The following is a 20,549-nucleotide window of genomic DNA, read 5'->3' as shown; positions in this document are numbered from 1 at the left end:
GCGCGGTGTGGGATGCGCCTCGGGGCGTCGTGGGGCGGGGCCGGGCCGGGGGGTATCCGTCCTCGGTCTGGCGCGGAATCGGTGGCTTTCACAGGGCGAGCGAGTTGACACGCCAGCCGCTGCGGGCGGACACCCCCCGACCCGGCCCCTCCCGAGCGTCGGCGGCTGCGGCCCGGTGGCGCAGCACGTTCACCACTGCGGGTCGCGTCCCCTTGTGTGTCGGGTGGCGGGCGTGCCCCTTCAGGGGCACGGGGAACTGCGCGATCAGCCACTGACGGCCCGCGGACGGAACGTAACAGTGGACGAACGCAAGGAAAGGAGAGACCGCGCCTAACTGGTGCGACCCTTCGCGTCGAACTGCTTCATGCGGTCCAGGACCGCGTCCGCCGTGGGGGTGTGCACCTCGTCCACCACGCGGCCGTCGGCCAGGAAGATGACGCGGTCGGCGTAGGCGGCGGCCACCGGGTCGTGGGTGACCATGACGACGGTCTGGCCCAGTTCGCGTACGGAGTTGCGGAGGAAGCCGAGGACTTCGGCGCCCGAGCGGGAGTCGAGGTTTCCGGTCGGCTCGTCGCCGAAGATGATGTCCGGGCGGGAGGCCAGCGCGCGGGCCACGGCGACGCGCTGCTGCTGGCCGCCGGAGAGCTGGGAGGGGCGGTGGGTGAGGCGGTCGGCCAGGCCCACCATCCGGATCACGTTGTTGAGCCACTCCTTGTCCGGTTTGCGGCCCGCGATGTCCATCGGAAGAGTGATGTTCTCCAGGGCCGTGAGAGTCGGAAGGAGGTTGAACGCCTGGAAGATGAAGCCGATCTTGTCCCGGCGCAGCTTGGTCAGCTGCTTGTCCTTGAGGGAGCCGAGTTCGGTGTCGCCGATGCGGACCGAGCCGGAGGAGAAGTTGTCCAGGCCGGCCACGCAGTGCATCAGCGTGGATTTGCCGGAGCCGGAGGGACCCATGATCGCGGTGAACTCGGCCTGCCGGAAGTCGACGGAGACCCGGTCCAGGGCGACCACCTGGGTCTCCCCCTGTCCGTAGACCTTGGACAGTTCCGAGGCGCGGGCGGCCACCGTGGTGGCACGGTCGGCGAGGGGCGTGGTGGTCACGGGAGGGTGCTCCTTGTCGGGACGACGACGAGTGATGACGACCGTTCCATCGTCGGCGCCGATCGGCGCTGTGTAGTCACCCGCTGTTCTGGTTCCGAAGGCAGCCTTGGGTCGGACCCGGCGAGCCCGTGTCATACCTGGGGATGAGGCCCGTCCCTGAGAGGGAATCGGCGACGGTTCGTCAGGTTCCGCTTGTTCGGGCGGTGAAATCACGTCATTCCCCATACGCCGTCAAGCTTCGGTCGAAGGGCATTTGGCATGTGCGGATGGCGCGTACCGTGGGCTGATGCACCCTCAGACGTCAATAAAATAAGACAACATCGGGCTGCCCTTCCGCTGTTCGGGGGATCTGTCCCGATAGGCTCGGAACACTCGACGCGGAGCCCATGGCCTGCCCGGATGGTGGAATGCAGACACGGCGAGCTTAAACCTCGCTGCCCCTCGCGGGCGTACCGGTTCAAGTCCGGTTCCGGGCACCTCCGACACTTCCGCTTTTTCCGGCGTATCCCAATGAAGGGTGCATCCTTCATTGAAGACTTCATCTCGTGGGCGTTGACAGTGGGTTCTGTCCGTCGGAGACTCACCGTAGTTAATTGGTGAAGTTTGGTTCACTGGGCGAACGCGATGAAGGTCGCTCACTTTGGTTTCGGAGCGCGAGGGGCTGGTCGATGCGTACCACTGTCGGGATCATCGGGGCCGGGCCGGCCGGGCTGCTGCTGGCGCGGCTGTTGCGCAACGCGGGGATCGACTCCGTCGTGCTGGAGAGCCGGGGCCGGGCCTATGTGGAGCAGCGGCAGCGGGCCGGGATCCTGGAGCAGGGGACCGTGGACGTGCTGCGGGCAGCGGGCGCCGGTGAGCGCATGGACCGTGAGGGGCTGCGGCACGACGGCATCGAGCTGCGGTTCGACCGGCGGCGGCACCGCGTCGACTTTCCCGCCCTGACCGGTGGGCGGTCCGTGATGGTCTACGCCCAGACCGAGGTGTGCAAGGACCTCATCGCGCTTCAGCTCAAGGAGGGCGGGCCCCTTCTTTTCGGGGCGGAGGCCCTCGCCCTGGAGGGGGCGGGCGGGGAGGCGCCGCGGGTGCGGTTTCGGCATGAGGGGCGTGAGGAGGTGTTGGAGTGCTCGTACGTGGTCGGGTGCGACGGGTTCTGGGGGGTCGCCCGCAAGGCCATTCCCGCCGAACTCACCCGGGTCTTCGAGCGGACCTACCCGTTCGGGTGGCTCGGGATCCTCGCCGATGTGCCGCCCTCGCACGACGAGCTCGTCTATGCCCGTCATGAGCGTGGCTTCGCGTTGTTGTCCATGCGGTCGCCCCTCGTCTCGCGGCTCTATCTCCAGGTGCCCGAGGGCACGGACGCTGAGGAGTGGGGGGACGAGGAGATCTGGGACGAGTTGGAGCGGCGGTTCGAGACGGGGGACGGGTGGCGGCTGGAGCGGGGGCCCATCACCCAGAAGTCCGTCACCCCCATGCGCAGTCATGTGCACGAGCCGATGCGGTACGGGCGGCTCTTCCTGGCCGGTGATGCCGCTCACATCGTGCCGCCTACCGGCGCCAAGGGGCTGAACCTCGCGGTCGGTGACGTCGTCACCTTCGCCCGGGCCCTGGCGTACGAGCAGGAGACCGGGTCGGCGGAGTTGCTCGACGCGTACTCCGAGACCTGTCTGCGGCGGGTGTGGCAGGCCGAGCGGTTCTCGTACGAGATGACGACGCTGCTGCACCGGCCGGCCGACGCGACGCCCTTCGAGGACCGGATCCAGCTCGCCCGGCTGGCGCGGATCGCCGGCGCCCGCGCGGCTGAGCAGGACCTCGCCGAGGGATACACGGGCTTCCCGCTGGAGTGAGACACCTCGGAAGGGGGAACCGGAACAGTGCGTACCGGCGTTGTAACGGTGCGGGGAATGCCAGGTCCAGGCCTGGTGTTCCCGGTCACAAGAGGGGAAAGATCCTCCCCAGGCACTAGAGGCTTTCTTTTGCCTACCCATTACTCTTGAGCCAAGGCCACGCAGGGTGGCCATGGAGGAGTGAAATGAGGAGCAGCAACCCGGTCTTCTCGCGACGGGGGTTCAGCCGCGACAACGGCTACGCGGGCTTCAACACCGCGCCGCAGGCCGGGGGCCCCGCTGTCGGAACGCAGGGCAACCCGTACGCGGGCACCCCGCACGCCCCGCAGGGCGGCAACCCGTACGCGCAGAATCCTTACGCCCCGCAGGACCTCCAGCACGGCGCGCCGCCGCAGGCCCCGCCCGCCGCCGGCCGTATGACGATGGACGACGTCGTCTCGCGTACGGCCATGACGCTCGGCACGGTCACCGTCGGTGCCGTGCTCGCATGGGCCTTGCTGCCGGTCACGTCGAGCAGCTTCGGCCTGGCCATCGGCTCCGCGCTCATCGCGATGGTCTTCGCGCTCGTCCAGGCCTTCAAGCGCAAGGCCTCGCCCCCGCTGATCCTGGCGTACGCCGCCTTCGAGGGCGTCTTCCTCGGCGTGATCAGCGAGATGTTCAACAGCCGGTGGAGCGGCGCGCCCTTCCAGGCGGTGCTCGGCACCATGGCGGTGTCCGGCGCCACCCTGCTGATCTACAAGGCGGGCTGGATCCGCGTCACCGCCCGGTACGCGCGCATCGGCATGGCCATCGCCATCGCCTTCGTGCTCGTCATGGCGGTCAACCTGCTGCTGGTCGTCTTCGGTGTCGCCGATGACGGCGGGCTGCGGAGCATGGGCCCGCTGGGCGCGATCGTCGGCATTCTCGCGATCGTCCTCGGTGCGTTCTTCCTGACGCTCGACTTCAAGCAGATCGAGGACGGCATCGCCTACGGCGCCCCGCGCGACGAGTCCTGGCTGGCCGCCTTCGGCCTCACCATGAGCCTCGTCTGGATCTACCTGGAGATGCTGCGCCTGGTCGCGATCTTCAGCGGCAACGATTAGCGCCTCTTTAGGGGCGCGGGGAACTGCGCGATCGGCCCCCATCGGCCGGTGGCGTAGGAACCGCAGTCGGAAGGGCCCGCGAACCATGGTTCGCGGGCCCTTCCATTTCTGTCGGGTGCAGGAGCAGAGCGAAACCGCTCAGCGCAGTTTGCGCGCGGCCCTCCTCAGGTCGTACTCGTGAATGATGGCTTTGGCGTGGCCGTACGCGAGGTCGTGCTCGGCGCGGAGCCAGCTGACCTTCTCCTCGAAGCGGAAGAGGGCGGGGCCTTCGTCGACGGTGCGCAGCCAGTCGGAGATCTCACGACCGGTGCAATGGGGGATGCGGGCGAGCAGATTGCGATGGGTCTCCTCGGAGAAGACTTGGGACATCGGCGCCTCCGGACGCATGGGATGTAAGCCGGTCCTTCAAGTCACCGTGCCTGAGCGTTGGCCTGTTGGCAACAGTCCAGATGAGGCGCGTAGGGTCGGCGCGTGCTTGATACGACGCCTTTGACGCGGGCCGTGGAACATTTCGCCGACCGGTTGCGGGCCGCTCCGCAGAGTCGGTTGCAACGGGGGGCTGCCGCGGAGGCGCTGGGGCTGGCCAGGGAGTTGGCACTGCGTGCCCAGCGGTTGGAGGATCCCTTGCGGGAGCCTCTGGAGATGCCGGATGTGGGGATGTTCGCCGCGGCCGATCAGATCACTCTCGCTGGGAATGATTTGGCGGTTGTGCTGACTTCCGAGGATGGGCTCGCGGAAGCGGTGCGGGTTGTTGAGGAGGCGCAGAAGAGGGCGGGGGTTTGAGCGTTCGTTGGCGGCTGCCGGCCGGATGTGGCTTGTCGCGCAGTTCCCCGCGCCCCTGACGGGGCGCTCAATGTCGGGGCGTGCTTCACAGGGAAGCTATGACCCGGTCCGCCAGGACGTAGACGTTCTCGTCCGCGCATTCGAAGGTTAGGGCGTAGGCGCCTGAGACTCCGGAGCCGCCCAGGAGGACCGGGGGGTGGCCGGTGCGGAGGGAATCGGCGAGGCGTTCGGCCGTTTCGCGGTGGCCCGGGGTCATGCAGAGGGTGGTGCCGTCGGCGAAGACGTAGACGTCGAGCGTGCCGAGGGGGCCGGGGCGGATGTCGGTGAGTTCCGTGCGGGACTCGGCCAGTTCCTCCAGGCAGGACACCGTGCGCTCATGGTCGTTCACGACCGGTGACTGGACCGGTACGAAGTCCGGGTGCGAGGGGTGACGGCGGCGGGCCGCGGCCAGTTCGGGGGAGTCCCCGGCGAACTCGTCGGCGTCGGCGGCGGGCTCGGTCACCGGCTCCAGGTGTTCGAGGCCCGCGAAGTCCGACTGGCGCGGGAGGAACAGATCGCTGTCCGGCAGGCCGAGCAGAGTGGGCGCGTCCGAGGCGTCACGCGCCTCCTGGGCGGCCCAGAACGCCCGGGCCTCGGCGAGCTCCCGCTCCCGCTCCTCGGCGAGCGCCTCGGCCACGGCGGCACGTATCTCGTCCGTGTCCGTGGTCGAGCGCGCGGACGGCACGAGACCGCGGACGGCCGTGGCGCGGCTCTCGGCGAGCTGGGTGTGCAGGGCCGCCACCTGTCGGCGCAGCGCCAGCAGGGTGCGCAGAACGGCGACGCCCACGGCCGTGGTGGTGGCTGTGGCGAGCAGCAGAGCAAGAGACGTGGTGCTCACTGACGTACTCCCGGTTCAAAGTCGACCCCCGACTTCCTACATCAGCTTGAAGGGCGGACTAACCAGCTGTCAGTGCGTAACGTCACGAAAGGGACAGGACTTTAGCCCTGATGTTTGGTTGCGTAACGGCTCTGACCTGCGTAAATCCCTCTCCAGAGGGAGATAGGTCACATCCTGGGGGAGATTGGATCACAAATCGGCCCGTAGTCCCGGTGGTTGCGGGGTTCCGGGCCGATTCGGTCACGCTGAGTTCAACTGCGGTTACAGGTGCGGCGCTTCGGTTCGGGCGCCGGTTCCTGTGGTGGCCGCCGTGGTGGCTGCCGGTGCTAGCTCAGGCGCTCGATGACCATCGCCATGCCCTGGCCGCCGCCGACGCACATCGTCTCCAGACCGAACTGCTTGTCGTGGAACTGGAGGGAGTTGATGAGCGTGCCGGTGATGCGGGCGCCGGTCATGCCGAAGGGGTGGCCGACAGCGATCGCGCCGCCGTTCACGTTCAGCTTCTCCAGCGGGATGTTCAGGTCGCGGTAGGAGGGGATCACCTGGGCGGCGAACGCCTCGTTGATCTCGAAGAGGTCGATGTCGTCGACGGTCAGGCCGGCGCGGCTCAGGGCCTGCTTCGACGCCTCGACCGGGCCGAGGCCCATGATCTCGGGGGAGAGGCCGGTGACGCCGGTCGAGACGACCCGGGCGAGGGGGGTGAGGCCGAGCTCGCGGGCCTTGGTGTCGCTCATGATGACGACCGCTGCCGCGCCGTCGTTGAGGGGGCAGCAGTTGCCGGCGGTGACCAGGCCGTCGGGGCGGAAGACCGGCTTCAGGCCCTGGACGCCTTCGAGGGTGACGCCGGCGCGGGGGCCGTCGTCCTTGGAGACGACCGTGCCGTCCGGGGTCGTCACCGGCGTGATCTCGCGCTCCCAGAAGCCGTTCTTGATGGCTTCCTCGGCGAGGTTCTGCGAGCGGACGCCGAACTCGTCCATGTCCTGGCGGGTGACGCCCTTGACGCGGGCGAGGTTCTCCGCGGTCTGGCCCATGGCGATGTACGGGTCGGGGACGAGGCCGTCCTCGCGCGGGTCGTGCCAGCTCGCGCCCTCGCTGGCGGCGACCTCGGCGGTGCGGGCCTCCGCGTCCGCGAAGAGGGGGTTGTGCGTGTCCGGGAGGCTGTCGGAGTTGCCCTTCGTGAAGCGGGACACCATCTCCACGCCCGCCGAGATGAAGACGTCGCCCTCGCCCGCCTTGATGGCGTGCAGGGCCATGCGGGTCGTCTGGAGTGACGAGGAACAGTAACGGGTGATCGTGCAGCCGGGGAGGTGGTCCATCCCCATCTGTACGGCGACGATGCGGCCGAGGTTGCTGCCCTGCTCGCCGCCGGGGAGGCCGCAGCCGAGCATCAGGTCCTCGATGTCCTTGGGGTCCAGCTCGGGGACCTTGGCGAGGGCGGCCTGGATGATCGTGGCGGTGAGGTCGTCCGGGCGCAGGTCCTTGAGGGAGCCCTTGAAAGCGCGGCCGATGGGGGAGCGGGCGGTCGAGACGATCACGGCTTCGGGCATCTACGGCTCCATTGGCGTATGGCGTAACGGGGGTGTAGGCGGACCTGCCTTGGAAGTTACCCGTACGTATGGGCCAGGTCACGGGTGTGGGTGTGTGACTCGGACCGCATTTGTCTAAGCGCTTGCTTTTCTCGCCCCCGCCGCCCCTACCCATTCCCGTCACTAACTCAGGGGCTCCGCCCCCGAACCCCCAAAAGACTGCGCAGTTCCCCGCGCCCCTAGGTCTTCAGGGGCGCGGGGAACTGCGCAATCTTTTAGCCTCTCCGGCGTTTGAGGAGCGGGGGTTCGGGGGCTGGCCCCCGAGTCAGGGACGGGAATGGGTAAGGGCGGCGGGGGCGAGAAAACGCCCGTTCAGGCGGATGGCTCCCGGGTCGTCGTCGGAGACGGGTCCGTGGCCGGGACGCGGTGGCGGCGACGGCGCTTGAGGAGGGCCCACGGGGCACGCGGACCCGTGGGCATGGCCGCAGTGACCTCCGTACCCGCCTCGGACGCGGCCTCCGCAGCGGCCCGCGCCACCGGCAGGAACCCCTCCCGACGGGAGACGTCCGGACGCTCCTCCTCGGCCGGCCACAGGCCCAGCGCCGCACACACCGTGGGAAGTACCGCCATCGCCGCCGTGGCATAGCCCTCGGCGGACGGGTGGTAGTTGTCGGGCCCGAAGAGCTCCCGTGGATTCGCCGCGAACTCCGGCCCCAGCAGGTCGCCCAGCGACACCGTCCGCCCGCCCTGCTCCACCGTCCCGATGGTCTGGGCGGCCGCGAGCTGCCGCGAGGCCCGCCGGGCCAGCCACCGCAGCGGCTGCTGGACCGGCTCGATGGTGCCCAGGTCGGGGCAGGTGCCCACGACCACCTCGGCACCGGCGGTACGCAGACGCCGTACCGCCGCCGAGAGGTGACGGACCGAGCGTGTCGCCGGCATCCGATGCGTCACGTCGTTCGCGCCGACCATGATCACGCACACGTCGGGCACCCCGTCCGGCTCCCCGAGAACCACCGCGACCTGGCGGTCCAGGTCGTCGGACTGGGCGCCGGGCAGCGCCACGTTCCGCAGCCGCACCGGCCGCTCCGCCACCGCCGCCAGCCCGGAGGCGAGCAGCGCCCCAGGCGTCTGACGGGCCCGGTGCACCCCCTGCCCCGCCGCCGTGGAGTCACCCAGCATCGTCAGGCGCAGCGGTTCCTCGGAGCCGGCGTACACATACCCGTACAGCCCGTCCGCGCTCGGCGGATGGGGGCTGTGGCCGTTCCCCACCTGGCGCTTCGCCAGCTGGACCTCGGCCAGCACCACTCCGACCGTCGCCGCGCCCAGCAGACCGATCCCGCCACCGCCGTACGCGGCGCCCGCGGCGATCCGGCGTGCCACCCTCGCTCTCGACAAGCTCGTCATGCGTAGCCGCCACCTCCTCTTTGCCGTACACCCACTGCTTGCCCCGTACAGACCGTCGGCCAATCTCAACGCGACGTGAACGCCCGACACGGGGCTTAGGCTGACGACACACCCCGACCACTCTTTTTCAGCTCCGGAGACAACGGTGCAATTCCACGACTCGATGATCAGTCTCGTCGGCAACACCCCGCTGGTGAGGCTCAACAGCGTGACCGCCGGCATCCAGGCGACCGTCCTCGCGAAGGTCGAGTACTTCAACCCCGGCGGTTCCGTGAAGGACCGCATCGCGCTGCGCATGATCGAGGCCGCCGAGAAGAGCGGCGCGCTGCAGCCGGGCGGCACGATCGTCGAGCCGACCAGCGGAAACACCGGTGTGGGCCTTGCCATCGTGGCTCAGCAGAAGGGCTACAAGTGCATCTTCGTGTGCCCCGACAAGGTGAGCACCGACAAGATCAACGTCCTGCGGGCGTACGGCGCCGACGTCGTCGTCTGCCCCACCGCCGTTGACCCCGAGCACCCCGACTCGTACTACAACGTCTCGGACCGGCTCGTGCGCGAGACGCCCGGCGCCTGGAAGCCCGACCAGTACTCCAACCCCGACAATCCCCTCTCGCACTATCACTCCACCGGCCCCGAGCTGTGGGAGCAGACGGAGGGGCGGATCACCCACTTCGTGGCGGGCGTGGGGACCGGCGGCACCATCTCCGGGACCGGGCGGTACCTCAAGGACGCCAGCGACGGGAAGGTCCAGGTCGTCGGCGCCGACCCCGAGGGGTCCGTGTACTCGGGCGGGTCCGGGCGGCCGTACCTCGTGGAGGGCGTCGGCGAGGACTTCTGGCCGACCGCGTACGACCGGACCGTCGCCGACGAGATCGTCGCCGTGTCCGACAAGGACTCCTTCCAGATGACCCGGCGGCTGGCCAAGGAGGAGGGGCTGCTCGTCGGCGGCTCCTGCGGCATGGCCGTCGTCGCCGCGCTCGAGGTCGCCCAGCGGCTCGGGCCCGACGACGTCGTGGTCGTGCTGCTGCCCGACAGCGGGCGCGGCTATCTCAGCAAGATCTTCAACGACGAGTGGATGGCCGACTACGGGTTCCTGGAGGACGAGGGGCCCAGCGCCCGCGTCGCCGACGTCCTGAGCGACAAGGTGCACGGGGCCATGCCGTCCCTCGTCCACATGCACCCGGACGAGACCGTCGGCGAGGCCATCGAGGTGCTGCGCGAGTACGGCGTCTCGCAGATGCCGATCGTCAAGCCCGGCGCCGGTCACCCGGACGTCATGGCGGCGGAGGTCGTCGGGTCCGTCGTCGAACGCGAGCTGCTCGACGCGCTGTTCACCCAGCGGGCCTCGCTCTCCGACCCGCTGGAGAAGCACATGTCGGCGCCGCTGCCCCAGGTCGGCTCCGGTGAGCCCGTGGGTGACCTGATGACCGTGCTCGGGGGCGCCGACGCGGCGATCGTCCTGGTCGAGGGCAAGCCCACCGGTGTCGTCAGCCGACAGGACCTGTTGTCCTTCCTGGCCAAAGGTGGACACCAGTAGGAACGTCCGGTGAACTGCGCGCCCCGGAGGGGAACTTCCGGTGTGAGCGATCACGGCGGAACTTCGTGGAAGTGGTACGAGCGCGTCACGTCCGCGCAGCACACGCTTAACACGCGTCCGGCACATTGGTGGATGTCGGCAAGGGCGGGAGCGGCTCCCCGCCCCGGCCGGCACCGAAACGGCGCCAAGGACCTCCGGAGCGGCTCCCGGACCTCCATGGACGCCACGGACGCGTAAGCCTGGCCCTGACCCGGCCCGCGTCCCTCGCGGGGACCGCCGTCGTCCCGCCCCCCGGTATCGGGGGTGCGGCGGTCCCCGCGCAAGCTTGCGAAGGGCCCGGTGCCTTGAGGCACCGGGCCCTTTTTTGCGTGGGTTGCGCTGACGGTCCTTGCTGCGGGTCCGTGGGGGCTGGTCGCGCAGTTCCCCGCGCCCCTTATGGGGCGGGGCTCGGCGGCGCTTGCGGTGAGTGTGCCCTTACGGGGCGAGGTGGCGGTCAGCGGCGGGTCAGTCTTCCCACTCGCTGTTCTGGGAGGACTTGCGGCGGCTGAAGAAGTTCGGTGAGTTGCGTGCGGCCTGGACCACGTTGACTCCCGCGATGCCCGCCCAGGCGACCAGGAGGCCGGGCAGGTCCGCGACCCCGCCGCCGATCGCGGACAGGGGGATCGCGAGGACCAGCGAGACGATGCCGAAGCCGAAGCGCTCGCCGAAGGAGTCCGAGGATCCCTTCGCGGAGCGCGAGCCCCGGGCCACCACCATCTGCTGTTCCGCGAGCTGGCGGCGCACCCGGCGGTCGACCGCGCCGTCCAGGCGCTGCTCGACCTTCTCCAGGAACGAGTCGACCAGCGCGGACTCGTACTCTTCGCCCAGTTCCTTGCGTGCGTGCAAGGTGGCGTCGAGTTCCTTCTTGAGTTCGGCGTCGCGGGCTTCCATACCGGTCATATGTCAACGGTAGAGAGCCGGGGCCCGGTTGGCACGGGGGTTAGCCCCCCTGTCGCCGTTGGGTTGTTCCCCACCGGGTGGGGCGGCCGGCGAAGGATCCCGCCTCCCCGGCCCTACTTCGTCAGGCCCTTCTCCTTCGCGTACGCGTTCGCCACGTCCTCCGGGTCCTTCTTGTCCTTGTCGACCTGGCGGTTCAGCTCGGTCAGATCCGCGGTGGTGAGGACGTTGCCCAGTTCGGCGAGGGCCTTGCGGACCGTCGAGTCGGCCTTGCGGTCGGCTATGAGGGGGACGATGTGCTGGCCGGGGATGAGGTTCTTGGGGTCGGTGAGGACGACCCACTTGTTGGCCACGATGTCGGTGTCGGTGGTGAAGAGGTTCGCCACGTCCACGTCGCCCTTCTTCAGGGCGCCCTTCACCAGCGGGCCGGAGGAGTCGAGGGACTTGAACTCCTTGAACTCCACCCCGTACACGTCCTTCAGGCCCACCGCGCCGACCTCGCGCTTCTTCACCTCGGGCGCGGCGCCGATGACGAGCCTGCCGTTCTGCTTCTTCAGGTCGGCGAGGGAGGACAGTCCGTACTTGTCGGCCGTCTCCTGCGTGACGGCGAACGCGTCGGAGTCCTCGGCCATGCCGTACGGCAGCACCTGGAGCCCGGCGGGCAGCGCGATCGCGAGGGCGTTCTGCATCTCGCCCTCCTCCGTCGCCTCCGCCTTGGGGGAGAGGTAGTGCAGGAGGGCGCCCTGGTACTCGGGGAGCAGGTCGATGTCGCCGCCCTTGAGGGCGGGGATGAGGATCTCGCGGGTGCCGAGGTTGGGCCGGACCTTCGTCTTCACATCGGCGGCCTCCAGCACGGCCGCGTAGAGGAAGCCGAGCACCTGGTTCTCGGTGAAGTTGGCGGTGCCGATCGTGACGCCGTCCTTGCTGGACCCGCCCCCGCCACCGGCACTGCCCCCGCCGTCGAGCGAGGTGATCCCACTGCTGCACGCGGCGAGAGCGGGAATGGACGCGGCGGCGAAGAGCCCGCCGAGGAGAGTACGACGATTCATGGGAGGAAGCTCCTGAGGGGAGTTGCTGAGATCAGGGGCGCCCCGTAAGGGGCGCGGGGAACTGCGCGACCAGCCACGGCCGGCCCGCAGATTCAGAACTGCAGCCAGCGGCAGCGTTTACGCGGGGCGATGACGGAACAGCACCCGCTGCAACCCGCTCAGGCCGAGGTCGAGCACAACGGCGACCACAGCCACCAGCACCGCCCCGCCCAGCACCTGCACAAGGTCCCGCTGTGCAAGCCCGTCGAACACGTACCGGCCCAGCCCGCCGAAAGACACGTACGCCGCGATCGTGGCCGTGGCCACCACCTGGATCAGCGCCAGCCGCAGGCCCGTCATGATCAGCGGGAGCGCGAGGGGCAGTTCGACCTGGAAGAGGACCTGGTGCCAGCGCATGCCCTGGCCGCGCGCGGCATCCTTCACGTCCGGGTCGACGGCGGTCATCCCCGCGTACGTGTTCGTCACGATCGACGGGACCGCGAGGGCGACCAGCGCGACGTACACCGGCCACATCGACAGGCCGCTCGCGAGGAAGACGAGGACGACCAGGCCGACGGTGGGCAGGGCGCGGCCGAAGGACGCGAGGTTGATCGCGAGGAACGCGCCCCTGCCCGTGTGGCCGATGAGCAGCCCGATGGGGAGGGCGATCGCGGCGGCCACGAGGGTGGCGAGGAGGGAGTACTGGAGGTGTTCGGCGAGGCGGTGGCCGATGCCGTCGGGGCCGGTCCACTGCTCGCCGCTGACCAGCCAGTCGCCGAGGTCCTTGAAGAGTTCGTACATGTCAGGCTCGCCGCCTCGTCCACGGGGTGAGTACGTACTGGACGGCCACCAGGAGCGCGTCCGCGACCAGGGCCAGCAGGAGCGTCAGGACGACGCCGGCGATGACCGGGGTCGGGAAGTTGCGCTGGAAACCGTCCGTGAAGAGCTGGCCGAGGCCGCCGTCGCCGATGTACGTGGCCACGGAGACCAGTGAGATCGACATGACCGTGGCGATACGGACGCCCGCCATGATCACGGGGAGTGCGAGGGGGAGCTCGACCGTGAGGAGGGCGCGCAGGGGGCGCGTGCCCATGGCCTTCGCGGCCTCCTTCGTCTTCGCGGGGACCGAGTCGAGGCCTTCGACCGTGTTCCGCAGCAGGACGACGAGGGTGTAGATCGTCAGGCCGACGACCGTGGTGGTGCGGGTCAGGCCGGAGACCGGGAGGAGTAGTACGAAGACCGCGATCGACGGGATCGTGAAGAGGACGTTCGACAGGCCGAGGAGCATGCCGCGCAGGGGGCGGATCCGGTGGGCGACCACGGCCAGCGGGAGGGAGATCAGCAGGCCGAACAAGACCGCGGACAGGGCCGCCTGGAGGTGCGAGACGGTCAGGGTGGTGAGGTCGTCGGTGTGGTCGCCGATCCACGACCAGTCGATGGTCACGAGGCCACCCGGGCTTCCGCGTGGGCCTGGCCCGCGTGCTGGTGGATCTCGTCGCGCGAGGTCACACCGGTGAGGGCGCCGGCGGCGTCGACGCGGGCCACGAGTCCGGTCGGGGAGGCGATGGACTCGTTGAGCGCGGCGAGCAGGGAGTCGGTGTCGCGCAGCGGCCGTACGGGGAGTTCGGTGTCCCCGGTGCGCCAGTGCAGGGGCCTGCGGGCCGCGTCGAGGGCCAGTTCCCAGGTGCCGCCCTCGGGGGCCGGGGCCTGGGGTATGTCCTTGAGCGGCGTCAGGGACAGGAGCTTCAGGCCGCGCTCGGCGCCCAGGAAGTCCGCGACGAAGTCGTCCGCCGGGCGGGCCAGCAGCTCGGAGGGGGTCGCGCACTGGACGAGGTGGCCGCCGGTGCGGAAGATCGCGATCTGGTCGCCGAGCCGTACCGCCTCGTCGATGTCGTGCGTGACGAAGACGATCGTCTTGCTCAACTCCTTCTGGAGCCTCAGCAGTTCGTCCTGGAGCTGGGTGCGCACGACCGGGTCGACCGCGCCGAAGGGCTCGTCCATCAGGAGCACCGGCGGGTCGGCGGCGAGCGCGCGGGCCACGCCGACGCGCTGCTGCTGGCCGCCGGAGAGCTGGTGCGGGTAGCGCTTCCCGGACTCGGCGGTCAGGCCGACCGTCTCCAGGAGCTCGGCGGCCCGGGCCCGTGCCCTTCGGCGGCCGTGGCCGAGGAGCAGCGGCACGGTCGCGATGTTGTCGAGGACCGTGCGGTGCGGGAAGAGGCCCGACTGCTGGATGACGTAACCGATGGAGCGGCGCAGGTCGGCGGCGTCCTGGTCCAGCACGTCACGGCCGCCGACCCGGATGGTCCCGGAGGTCGGGTCGACCATGCGGTTGATCATTCGCAGGGTGGTCGTCTTGCCGCAACCGGAAGATCCCACGAGGACGGTCACGCCGCCTTCTGGCATCTCCAGGGAGAGGTCGTGGACCGCTGTGGTGCCGTTCGGGAAGCGCTTGTGGACCGCGTCGAACTGGATCATGAGGTGTCCCTTGCCCGGCTGCATATCGTCATGCAGAGTTCTCTGTATCTGAATAGGTTGTCAACGGGTCGGTGTTAATCGCCGGTTACTTATGACCGCCAGGAAAGATCCAACGTCCGGATTGAGGGGAGTTCGCGCTCTATGTCGTCTCGGGATGTGGACGCACCGGGTGCGGTGACCACCGGCCTCGTGGTGCTGGACGGTTGCAGCACCGGCGTCGCCGACGTCGTACGGCTCGCCGACGGGACCGCACGGCCGGTTCCGGGCACCGAGGCGATGAAACGCGTCGAGGAATCCTGGGACGCCGCCCGGCGGATCGCCGCGACCGGGCGGGTGTACGGCCGCTCCACCGGAGTCGGCGCCAACCGGAACGAGGACGTGCCGACCGAGGCGGCCGCCGAGCACGGACTGCGTCTGCTGCGCAGCCACGCCGGCGCCATCGGCGAGGAACTGCCCGCCCGGCAGGTCAGGGCGATGCTCGCCGTCCGCGCGAACCAGCTCCTCGCGGGTGGCGCGGGCCTGCGGCCCACCGTCGTCACGGCGCTGTGCGAGGCGCTGGAGGCCGGTGCGTACCCCGTCGTGAACGAGTTCGGCTCGGTGGGGACCGGGGACATCGCGGCGCTCGCCCAGCTCGGGCTGGCGCTGGCGGGGGAGCATCCCTGGCGGGGCGCGGACGGGTCGACCGGTGTGCGCGCGGTCGTGGGTGCCGGTGCCTCGGGGAGCGTGGGCGGCGGTGTGCTCGGCGGGGCGATCGCCGGTGCGGCTACGGGCGCGGTCGCCGGTTCGCCGGAGTCCGTGGGCGCGCCCGAGCCCCAGCCGCTCGACAACAACGACGCCCTCGCGCTGATCAGCAGCAACGCCCTCACCCTCGGACAGGCGGCCCTCGCCCTGCACGAACTGCGCGGGCTGATCGGGGCCACACAGGTCGTCGCCGCGCTGTCGCTGGTCGCGGTGGACGGCTCGTACGAGGCGTACGCGGCACCCGTGCACGCCGCGCGTCCGCACCGCGGTTCGAGTGAAGTGGCCCGGCGCATGCGGGAGTTGATCGGTGCCGCCGACCACCCGACGCCGCCGCTCGGCCGGATCCAGGACCCGTACGGATTCCGGTGTCTGCCGCAGATCCACGGGCCCGCGCACGACGCGGCCGACGCCCTGGAGGAGGTTCTCGCCGTCGAGATCAACGCGGCGGCCGAGAACCCGCTGATCTGCGCCGAGGACATGGCCGCCTACCACCACGGCGGCTTCTACCAGGCCCAACTCGCCCTCGCCCTGGACCACTTCAGGCTCTCCCTCACCCAGGTGGCCCGGCTGTCGACCTCACGCCTGTCGACCCTCAACGAACCCTCCTACACCCGGCTGCGCCCCTTCCTCGCCGACCACGAGCCTGCCTCCTCCGGCGTGATGATCCTGGAGTACGCCGCCGGGGCCGCCCTCGGTGATCTGCGGGCCTTCTCCGCGCCCGCCTCGCTCGGCCACGCTGTACTCTCCCGGGGCGTCGAGGAGCAGGCCAGCTTCGCCTCGCTCGCCGCACGTCAGACACTGCGCGCGTGCGATGCGTACCGGCTCGTCGTGGGCTGTGAACTCGTCGCCGCCGTACGGGCGTTGCGCCAGCGCGAGCTGCGGCCCGATCCGGAGCTGCCGGTGGCGCGGGCGCTGGAACTCGCCGAATCGGTGCTCGACGCCGACCCGACCGATCGTCCGCTCACGGACGACGTGACGGCGGCGGCCGCACTGCTCGACCGGTTCACGGACATCTGGAGGGGGAGCACGGCATGAGCGTGGACGGGAACATGAGCGTGAATATGGGCATGGACAGTGACATGGACACGGGCATGGACACGGGCATGGGCATGGGCACGGACAGGGAGATGGGCCCGGCCGGCGAGGCGGGCGCGGACGACGGGAGCGCGGGCGTGACGGACAGTCCTGCCGGGCGGCTGCAGACGCTCTTCGAGGGCCACCGGCTCACCCCCACCCAGCGGCGGATCGCGCACAGCATGGTGCGGCGGGCCGCCGACGTGCCGTTCCTGTCGAGCGTGGAACTCGCGGAGCTGGCCGGGGTCAGCCAGCCGTCCGTCACCCGTTTCGCCGTGGCCCTCGGCTTCGACGGCTATCCGGCGCTGCGCAAGCACCTGCGCGAGGTCACGCCCGCCGAACCCGCGGCGGACACGGGCTCGTACAACGAGTACCAGCAGGCTGTCGAGGCCGAGATCGAGAACCTGCGCCATCTCGCCTCCGTGCTCGCGGACCCGCGTCCGGTGGAGCGGGCGGGACGGCTGCTCGCCGCCTCACGGCCGCTGCCGGTGCTCGGACTGCGGGCGGCCGCGTCCCAGGCCTACGGCTTCGCGTACTTCGCCGCCAAGGTCCATCCGGACGTACGGCTGCTGCACGAGGGCGGCACGATGGTCCACGACCGGATCGACTCGGCCGTACGCGCCGGGGCCACGACCCTGCTCTGCTTCGCCCTGCCCCGGCACCCGCGGGAGGTCGTGGACACGCTGGCCTACGCGAAGGAGGCCGGGCTGACCGTCGTCACCGTCGCGGACTCGGCGTTCGCGCCGGTCGCCAAGGTGTCCGACCTGCTGCTGCCGGCCGCCGTCGGGACCGGGCTCGCCTTCGACACGGCCTGCGCGCCGATGCTGCTCGGGCGGGTGCTCCTGGAGGCGATGTGCGACGGGCTGCCCGAGGCGCAGGCACGCCTGGAGGAGTTCGACGCGCGGGCCGCCGCCCGGAGCCTGTTCGTCGAGTAGCGGTACCGCGTCGCTTTTTTTGGTCCGCTCTCAGACGTGTCTCACTTTTGCTCGCTAACCTGCGTGCCCAAAAGAGGCGTCGAAGAGTCGGTGAGGAGCGGATCGTGACGCGCGGAGGGCAGGGACTGGCGCGGGTGGCCGTCGTCGTACGGGCCGGGGCGGCACCGTTGTGGTGGCTCGGAGTGATCTCGGCGGGTGTGGGTGTACTGGTGCCCGGGATCACCGGGCGCCGGATCGGGGTGATGGCGGGAGCCGCGCTCTTCCTGATCACCGCGGCCGTGGTGGCCCTGGTACGGCACAAGCGGTACGTGGCGCTGGTCGGCGGAGCCGCCCGGGCCGGGAAGCACGACGTGCTCCAGGACCGGGCCGTGACGGTACGGAACTGGCGGCGCGGGCACCGGTGGTGGCTGCTGCTCGCCCTCGCGGGAGCACTGGGCTCGGCGTTCGCCGTCCCCGCGGCCGGCGGGATGCTGCTCGCCGGAGCCGGGGCGGGCCTCCGCCTCAAGGCGGCCCGGATCGGCCGGCTCGAACGGGCGGCCGAGTCGCTCGTCTGGGTCCGTGTCGACTGGCTCGGGCGCGGGGCCGGTGTTCCGGCGGGCAAGCAGGTCAGGGGCTATCGCGCCACGGGGATCGCCGCGGGCGACGCCGCGCCCGGTGGGGCGCGGCGCCGGGGTGGCGTGCTCGTCTGAGCTTCGGGCCGGGGTCAGACCTCCAGGTCCGCCTCGATCTTCTTCAGCTGATGCCTGGCCATCGCGAGGTTGGAGCGCTTGACGTCGAGGACCAGGTAGAGGAAGAGACCGTTGCCGCCACGGCCCTTGATCAGGCGGATCAGGTGGTACTGGTCGGACAGCGTGATCAGGATGTCCTCGATCTCGCCCTTGAGGCCCAGGTGCTCCATGGTGCGGATCTTGGCGCGTACGACGTCGGTGTTGCCTGCCGCCGCGACCGTGAGGTCGAAGCCCTTGCTGCCGCCGATCGTGCCGAGCGCCATGCCGCTGGTGTAGTCGACGAGAGCGGCTCCGGTCGCACCCTCGATGGAGGCCAGGGCCTCTTTCAGTGCGGTTTCGGTGTTGGCCATGGTCGTGCCTGTCCTTTCGGTTCGGTGAGGTCGGACCGGTGAGTGCGGTCCGGTGGATCCGGGCTCGACGGCTGTGCCGGTGCTCAACGGCTCTTGCCGGTCGGCTCGGTGGTGGTGCGCGCGACGCGCGCGGTTCGGGTGCGGGGCGCGGTGGGCTTCGCGGGGGCCCGCGCGGCCGGGGTCGGCCGGCTCTCGACCGCCGCCTCGACGAGCTCCGCGATCCGGGTTCCGGAGCGGCGTCCTTCGAGGTGCAGCCGGCCGACGTTCGTCCGGTCGCCGGCCAGCAGCGTCAGCACGGCGGAGGGTCCCGCCGCGTAGGTCGCCAGATAGCCGTGCTCGCCGTGCAGCAGCAGTTCGCGGAAATCGCCCCTTCCGGTCGCGTCCGCCATGCGCAGGGCGACTCCCAGCGCGGCGGCGGTGAGCGCGGCGAGTCCTTCCGGCTCCACGCCCGGGGTGTCCTGGGCCAGCACGAGGCCGTCGACGCTGGCCGCGAGGGCACCCGTCAGTTGGGGCACTCGGGCCCGCAACCGGTGTAGTTCGTCGAGGACTTCGGCCTCGGCCGCCATCAGTTGTCTCCTCTCGGCACGCTGTCGGAGCGCGCGGATCACAAGGCCTCCAAGGCGTCTCTGAGCCGGCGCAGCAGGGCGACGTCGGGATCGGCCGATGCCTGCGCCGCCTCCGCGGCCTGCGCGACCACCGTGGAGACCGGGGACAAGGGGGGTGCTGGTGCTTCTTGCGGTGTCCGGGATCCGTCCGGTCCGGACGTGCCCGGTCCGGACGTGCCCGGTCCGGATTCGGCCGCTCCGGATTCGGTTGGTCCAGACGCGGTGGAGCCGGACGGGACGGACCCGGTCGCGACGGACCCGGTCGGGACCGGTCCGGACGTGATCGTCGGCGATCGCGTCGTCACGATTCCGGCGGCCGCGAGCCGCCTGAGGTCGACCAGGGTGTGGAATCCCGGACGGCCGAGCACCAGCGAGATGTCCGACGCCGTGCGCTCGCCGTCCACCTGGTCCAGGACCGTGCGCTGCCGCGGAGGCAGGGTCGAGTCGACGGCACGGCCGGTCCGTACGAGCGGCTCGGTGTCCGTGCCCGGCTCCGGCCAGATGCGGTGCAGGAGATCGCGACGCCGAAGCGTCTCCCGCTCCACCGCGTCCACGGAGACCGGCCGCACGGGCCCGATCCAGTGCGCGACCCCGTAACGGAAGCGCGCCGGACCGCTGCTCGGGCCGAGCGTGAAGAACGCCGCGTCGTACAGCGCGCCCAGGTGGCACAGCTCCAGAGCGCCCGCCGTCAGTCGCCCGCTGTCCACCAGGAACCGTCCGACCCGCCGCTCGGCCCCCGCCTCCGAGACCGCCTCCCACCAGCCGTCCGAGCCCAGCGCGCCGCGGGTGGTGAGCAGCACGTCGAGCCCCGGTGTCGCCGGGCTTTCGGCGTGCACCACCTGGCCCTCGACCAGATACAGCACGCCGCGTTCCCGCGTCAGGACGCCGGTGGCGCGCTCCTCGGCGAGACGGCTGAGCATCGGGCTGAGGGTGGGAGGGATGCCGGACCGTGGTTCCGCGCGGTTCGGGGAGCCGCGGTCCGGGGTGGTGTGTTCCGGGGTGGTGCGGTCCGTCCCGACGCGGTCCGCCGTGTCCTCGTCGGCTCTGTCGTCGTCGGCTCTGTCGCGGCCGGGCAGGGGGCGTGCCTCCACCGTGGTCACCCCACCACCAGCCGTTCCGCCATCTCGCCCAGGCGTATGCGGGCCAGAGCGAGATTGCCGTCCGAACGACCCAGCCACAGATGCAGGAACACACTGCTGTCGAACGTCGTACGGACGAAGCGCAGGACGTGGTAGCTGTCCTTGTTGCAGATGATGAGATCTTCGACCGGCGGCTGTCCGCCGGACCAGTCGGCTCCTTCCTCGGGGGCGAAGGCCTTATGCTCCGCGGCCAGACGGGCGAGTTCCGCCGCCTCGGCCGCGGTGGCCTCGTGGTCCCCGTTGGGCGAGTCCCCGACCGTGCCCAGAGCCAGTCCGCTGGTCCAGTCGACCACCGAGGCTCCCCGGGCTCCGGGCAGTCTCATGGCCTCCAGCAGGCACTCGTCGATTCCGGGCACGGTGCTTCCCTCCCGCCCGTCGCTGTTC

Annotated in this window: 21 protein-coding genes and 1 tRNA gene; 8 read left to right on the top strand and 14 right to left on the bottom strand. The window is 70.4% G+C overall.

Going from position 1 to position 20,549, the window contains the following annotated elements; translation table 11 throughout:
- Nucleotides 1–330 precede the first annotated feature (330 nt).
- Entirely contained in the window at nt 331–1,101 is a 771-nt protein-coding gene (locus ACIBEI_RS33710; RefSeq protein WP_398894027.1) for an ABC transporter ATP-binding protein, read from the bottom strand.
- 393 nt (nt 1,102–1,494) lie between these two features.
- On the opposite strand from ACIBEI_RS33710, the gene ACIBEI_RS33705 reads away from it, so the two are divergent.
- From ACIBEI_RS33705 to ACIBEI_RS33695, 3 genes are all read left to right on the top strand, one after another.
- Nucleotides 1,495–1,577 (top strand) — tRNA-Leu (locus tag ACIBEI_RS33705).
- Between the two features lie 192 nt (nt 1,578–1,769).
- Nucleotides 1,770–2,945, top strand: coding sequence for a 4-hydroxybenzoate 3-monooxygenase (locus tag ACIBEI_RS33700; protein WP_398894026.1), 1,176 nt, complete (start codon nt 1,770–1,772; stop codon nt 2,943–2,945).
- 185 nt (nt 2,946–3,130) lie between these two features.
- Nucleotides 3,131–4,027 (top strand): Bax inhibitor-1/YccA family protein, encoded by an 897-nt coding sequence (locus tag ACIBEI_RS33695; RefSeq protein ID WP_383954101.1) that lies wholly within the window; start codon nt 3,131–3,133, stop codon nt 4,025–4,027.
- A 138-nt stretch (nt 4,028–4,165) separates the two neighbouring features.
- On the opposite strand, the gene ACIBEI_RS33690 is transcribed toward ACIBEI_RS33695, so the two are convergent.
- Nucleotides 4,166–4,396, bottom strand: coding sequence for a DUF4287 domain-containing protein (locus ACIBEI_RS33690; protein ID WP_200396381.1), 231 nt, complete (start codon nt 4,394–4,396; stop codon nt 4,166–4,168).
- 102 nt (nt 4,397–4,498) lie between these two features.
- On the opposite strand from ACIBEI_RS33690, the gene ACIBEI_RS33685 reads away from it, so the two are divergent.
- Nucleotides 4,499–4,810: a hypothetical protein gene (locus tag ACIBEI_RS33685; protein WP_398894024.1), complete on the top strand. Its 312-nt coding sequence runs from the start codon at nt 4,499–4,501 to the stop codon at nt 4,808–4,810.
- An 85-nt stretch (nt 4,811–4,895) separates the two neighbouring features.
- Here the strand turns inward: ACIBEI_RS33685 and ACIBEI_RS33680 are convergent, their stop codons facing one another.
- The 3 genes from ACIBEI_RS33680 to ACIBEI_RS33670 all read right to left on the bottom strand — a co-directional run bounded on the left by ACIBEI_RS33680 (nt 4,896) and on the right by ACIBEI_RS33670 (nt 8,617).
- The gene (locus ACIBEI_RS33680) at nt 4,896–5,687 is read right to left on the bottom strand and encodes a hypothetical protein (RefSeq protein ID WP_200396379.1); all 792 of its coding nucleotides are present in this window, start codon (nt 5,685–5,687) and stop codon (nt 4,896–4,898) included.
- 326 nt (nt 5,688–6,013) lie between these two features.
- Nucleotides 6,014–7,234: an acetyl-CoA C-acetyltransferase gene (locus ACIBEI_RS33675; RefSeq protein ID WP_398894022.1), complete on the bottom strand. Its 1,221-nt coding sequence runs from the start codon at nt 7,232–7,234 to the stop codon at nt 6,014–6,016.
- Between the two features lie 351 nt (nt 7,235–7,585).
- Nucleotides 7,586–8,617: an SGNH/GDSL hydrolase family protein gene (locus ACIBEI_RS33670; protein ID WP_398894021.1), complete on the bottom strand. Its 1,032-nt coding sequence runs from the start codon at nt 8,615–8,617 to the stop codon at nt 7,586–7,588.
- Nucleotides 8,618–8,762: 145 nt separating this feature from the next.
- On the opposite strand from ACIBEI_RS33670, the gene ACIBEI_RS33665 reads away from it, so the two are divergent.
- Nucleotides 8,763–10,154: a cystathionine beta-synthase gene (locus ACIBEI_RS33665; protein ID WP_398894019.1), complete on the top strand. Its 1,392-nt coding sequence runs from the start codon at nt 8,763–8,765 to the stop codon at nt 10,152–10,154.
- A gap of 504 nt (nt 10,155–10,658) precedes the next feature.
- Here ACIBEI_RS33665 and ACIBEI_RS33660 read toward each other — a convergent pair.
- The 5 genes from ACIBEI_RS33660 to ACIBEI_RS33640 form a co-directional block, all read right to left on the bottom strand.
- Nucleotides 10,659–11,084 (bottom strand): hypothetical protein, encoded by a 426-nt coding sequence (locus tag ACIBEI_RS33660; protein WP_398894130.1) that lies wholly within the window; start codon nt 11,082–11,084, stop codon nt 10,659–10,661.
- A 122-nt stretch (nt 11,085–11,206) separates the two neighbouring features.
- A complete protein-coding gene (locus ACIBEI_RS33655; protein ID WP_398894017.1) occupies nt 11,207–12,139 on the bottom strand; it encodes an ABC transporter substrate-binding protein in 933 nt (310 codons plus the stop codon).
- A 117-nt stretch (nt 12,140–12,256) separates the two neighbouring features.
- The gene (locus ACIBEI_RS33650) at nt 12,257–12,919 is read right to left on the bottom strand and encodes an ABC transporter permease (protein ID WP_398894015.1); all 663 of its coding nucleotides are present in this window, start codon (nt 12,917–12,919) and stop codon (nt 12,257–12,259) included.
- Between the two features lies 1 nt (nt 12,920).
- A complete protein-coding gene (locus tag ACIBEI_RS33645) occupies nt 12,921–13,562 on the bottom strand; it encodes an ABC transporter permease (protein ID WP_398894013.1) in 642 nt (213 codons plus the stop codon).
- The gene (locus ACIBEI_RS33640; RefSeq protein ID WP_398894012.1) at nt 13,559–14,593 is read right to left on the bottom strand and encodes an ABC transporter ATP-binding protein; all 1,035 of its coding nucleotides are present in this window, start codon (nt 14,591–14,593) and stop codon (nt 13,559–13,561) included. The genes ACIBEI_RS33645 and ACIBEI_RS33640 overlap by 4 nt, the downstream gene beginning before the upstream one ends.
- A 141-nt stretch (nt 14,594–14,734) precedes the next feature.
- Between ACIBEI_RS33640 and ACIBEI_RS33635 the strand changes: the two genes are divergently transcribed.
- The 3 genes from ACIBEI_RS33635 (at nt 14,735) to ACIBEI_RS33625 (ending at nt 18,032) form a co-directional block, all read left to right on the top strand.
- Nucleotides 14,735–16,369 carry an aromatic amino acid ammonia-lyase gene (locus ACIBEI_RS33635; protein ID WP_398894010.1) on the top strand — a complete coding sequence of 545 codons (1,635 nt, stop codon included), beginning with the start codon at nt 14,735–14,737 and terminating at the stop codon, nt 16,367–16,369.
- Nucleotides 16,370–16,461: 92 nt separating this feature from the next.
- On the top strand, nt 16,462–17,343 hold the full coding sequence (locus ACIBEI_RS33630; RefSeq protein ID WP_398894129.1) for a MurR/RpiR family transcriptional regulator: 882 nt from the start codon (nt 16,462–16,464) through the stop codon (nt 17,341–17,343).
- A gap of 104 nt (nt 17,344–17,447) precedes the next feature.
- Nucleotides 17,448–18,032, top strand: coding sequence for a hypothetical protein (locus tag ACIBEI_RS33625; protein ID WP_398894008.1), 585 nt, complete (start codon nt 17,448–17,450; stop codon nt 18,030–18,032).
- Nucleotides 18,033–18,046: 14 nt separating this feature from the next.
- On the opposite strand, the gene ACIBEI_RS33620 is transcribed toward ACIBEI_RS33625, so the two are convergent.
- The 4 genes from ACIBEI_RS33620 to ACIBEI_RS33605 form a co-directional block, all read right to left on the bottom strand.
- The gene (locus ACIBEI_RS33620) at nt 18,047–18,421 is read right to left on the bottom strand and encodes a hypothetical protein (RefSeq protein ID WP_398894006.1); all 375 of its coding nucleotides are present in this window, start codon (nt 18,419–18,421) and stop codon (nt 18,047–18,049) included.
- 83 nt (nt 18,422–18,504) lie between these two features.
- On the bottom strand, nt 18,505–18,987 hold the full coding sequence (locus tag ACIBEI_RS33615) for a roadblock/LC7 domain-containing protein (protein ID WP_398894004.1): 483 nt from the start codon (nt 18,985–18,987) through the stop codon (nt 18,505–18,507).
- 38 nt (nt 18,988–19,025) lie between these two features.
- Nucleotides 19,026–19,946 carry a transcriptional regulator gene (locus ACIBEI_RS33610; protein ID WP_398894128.1) on the bottom strand — a complete coding sequence of 307 codons (921 nt, stop codon included), beginning with the start codon at nt 19,944–19,946 and terminating at the stop codon, nt 19,026–19,028.
- A 176-nt stretch (nt 19,947–20,122) separates the two neighbouring features.
- Nucleotides 20,123–20,521: a hypothetical protein gene (locus ACIBEI_RS33605; RefSeq protein WP_055617535.1), complete on the bottom strand. Its 399-nt coding sequence runs from the start codon at nt 20,519–20,521 to the stop codon at nt 20,123–20,125.
- Between the last annotated feature and the right edge of the window lie 28 nt (nt 20,522–20,549).

The sequence above is a fragment of the Streptomyces sp. NPDC050988 genome, from assembly GCF_044456225.1.
Lineage (GTDB): Bacteria > Actinomycetota > Actinomycetes > Streptomycetales > Streptomycetaceae > Streptomyces.
Note: the sequence above shows the minus strand (reverse complement) of the source record. Positions and strands in the feature narration are given on the sequence as shown.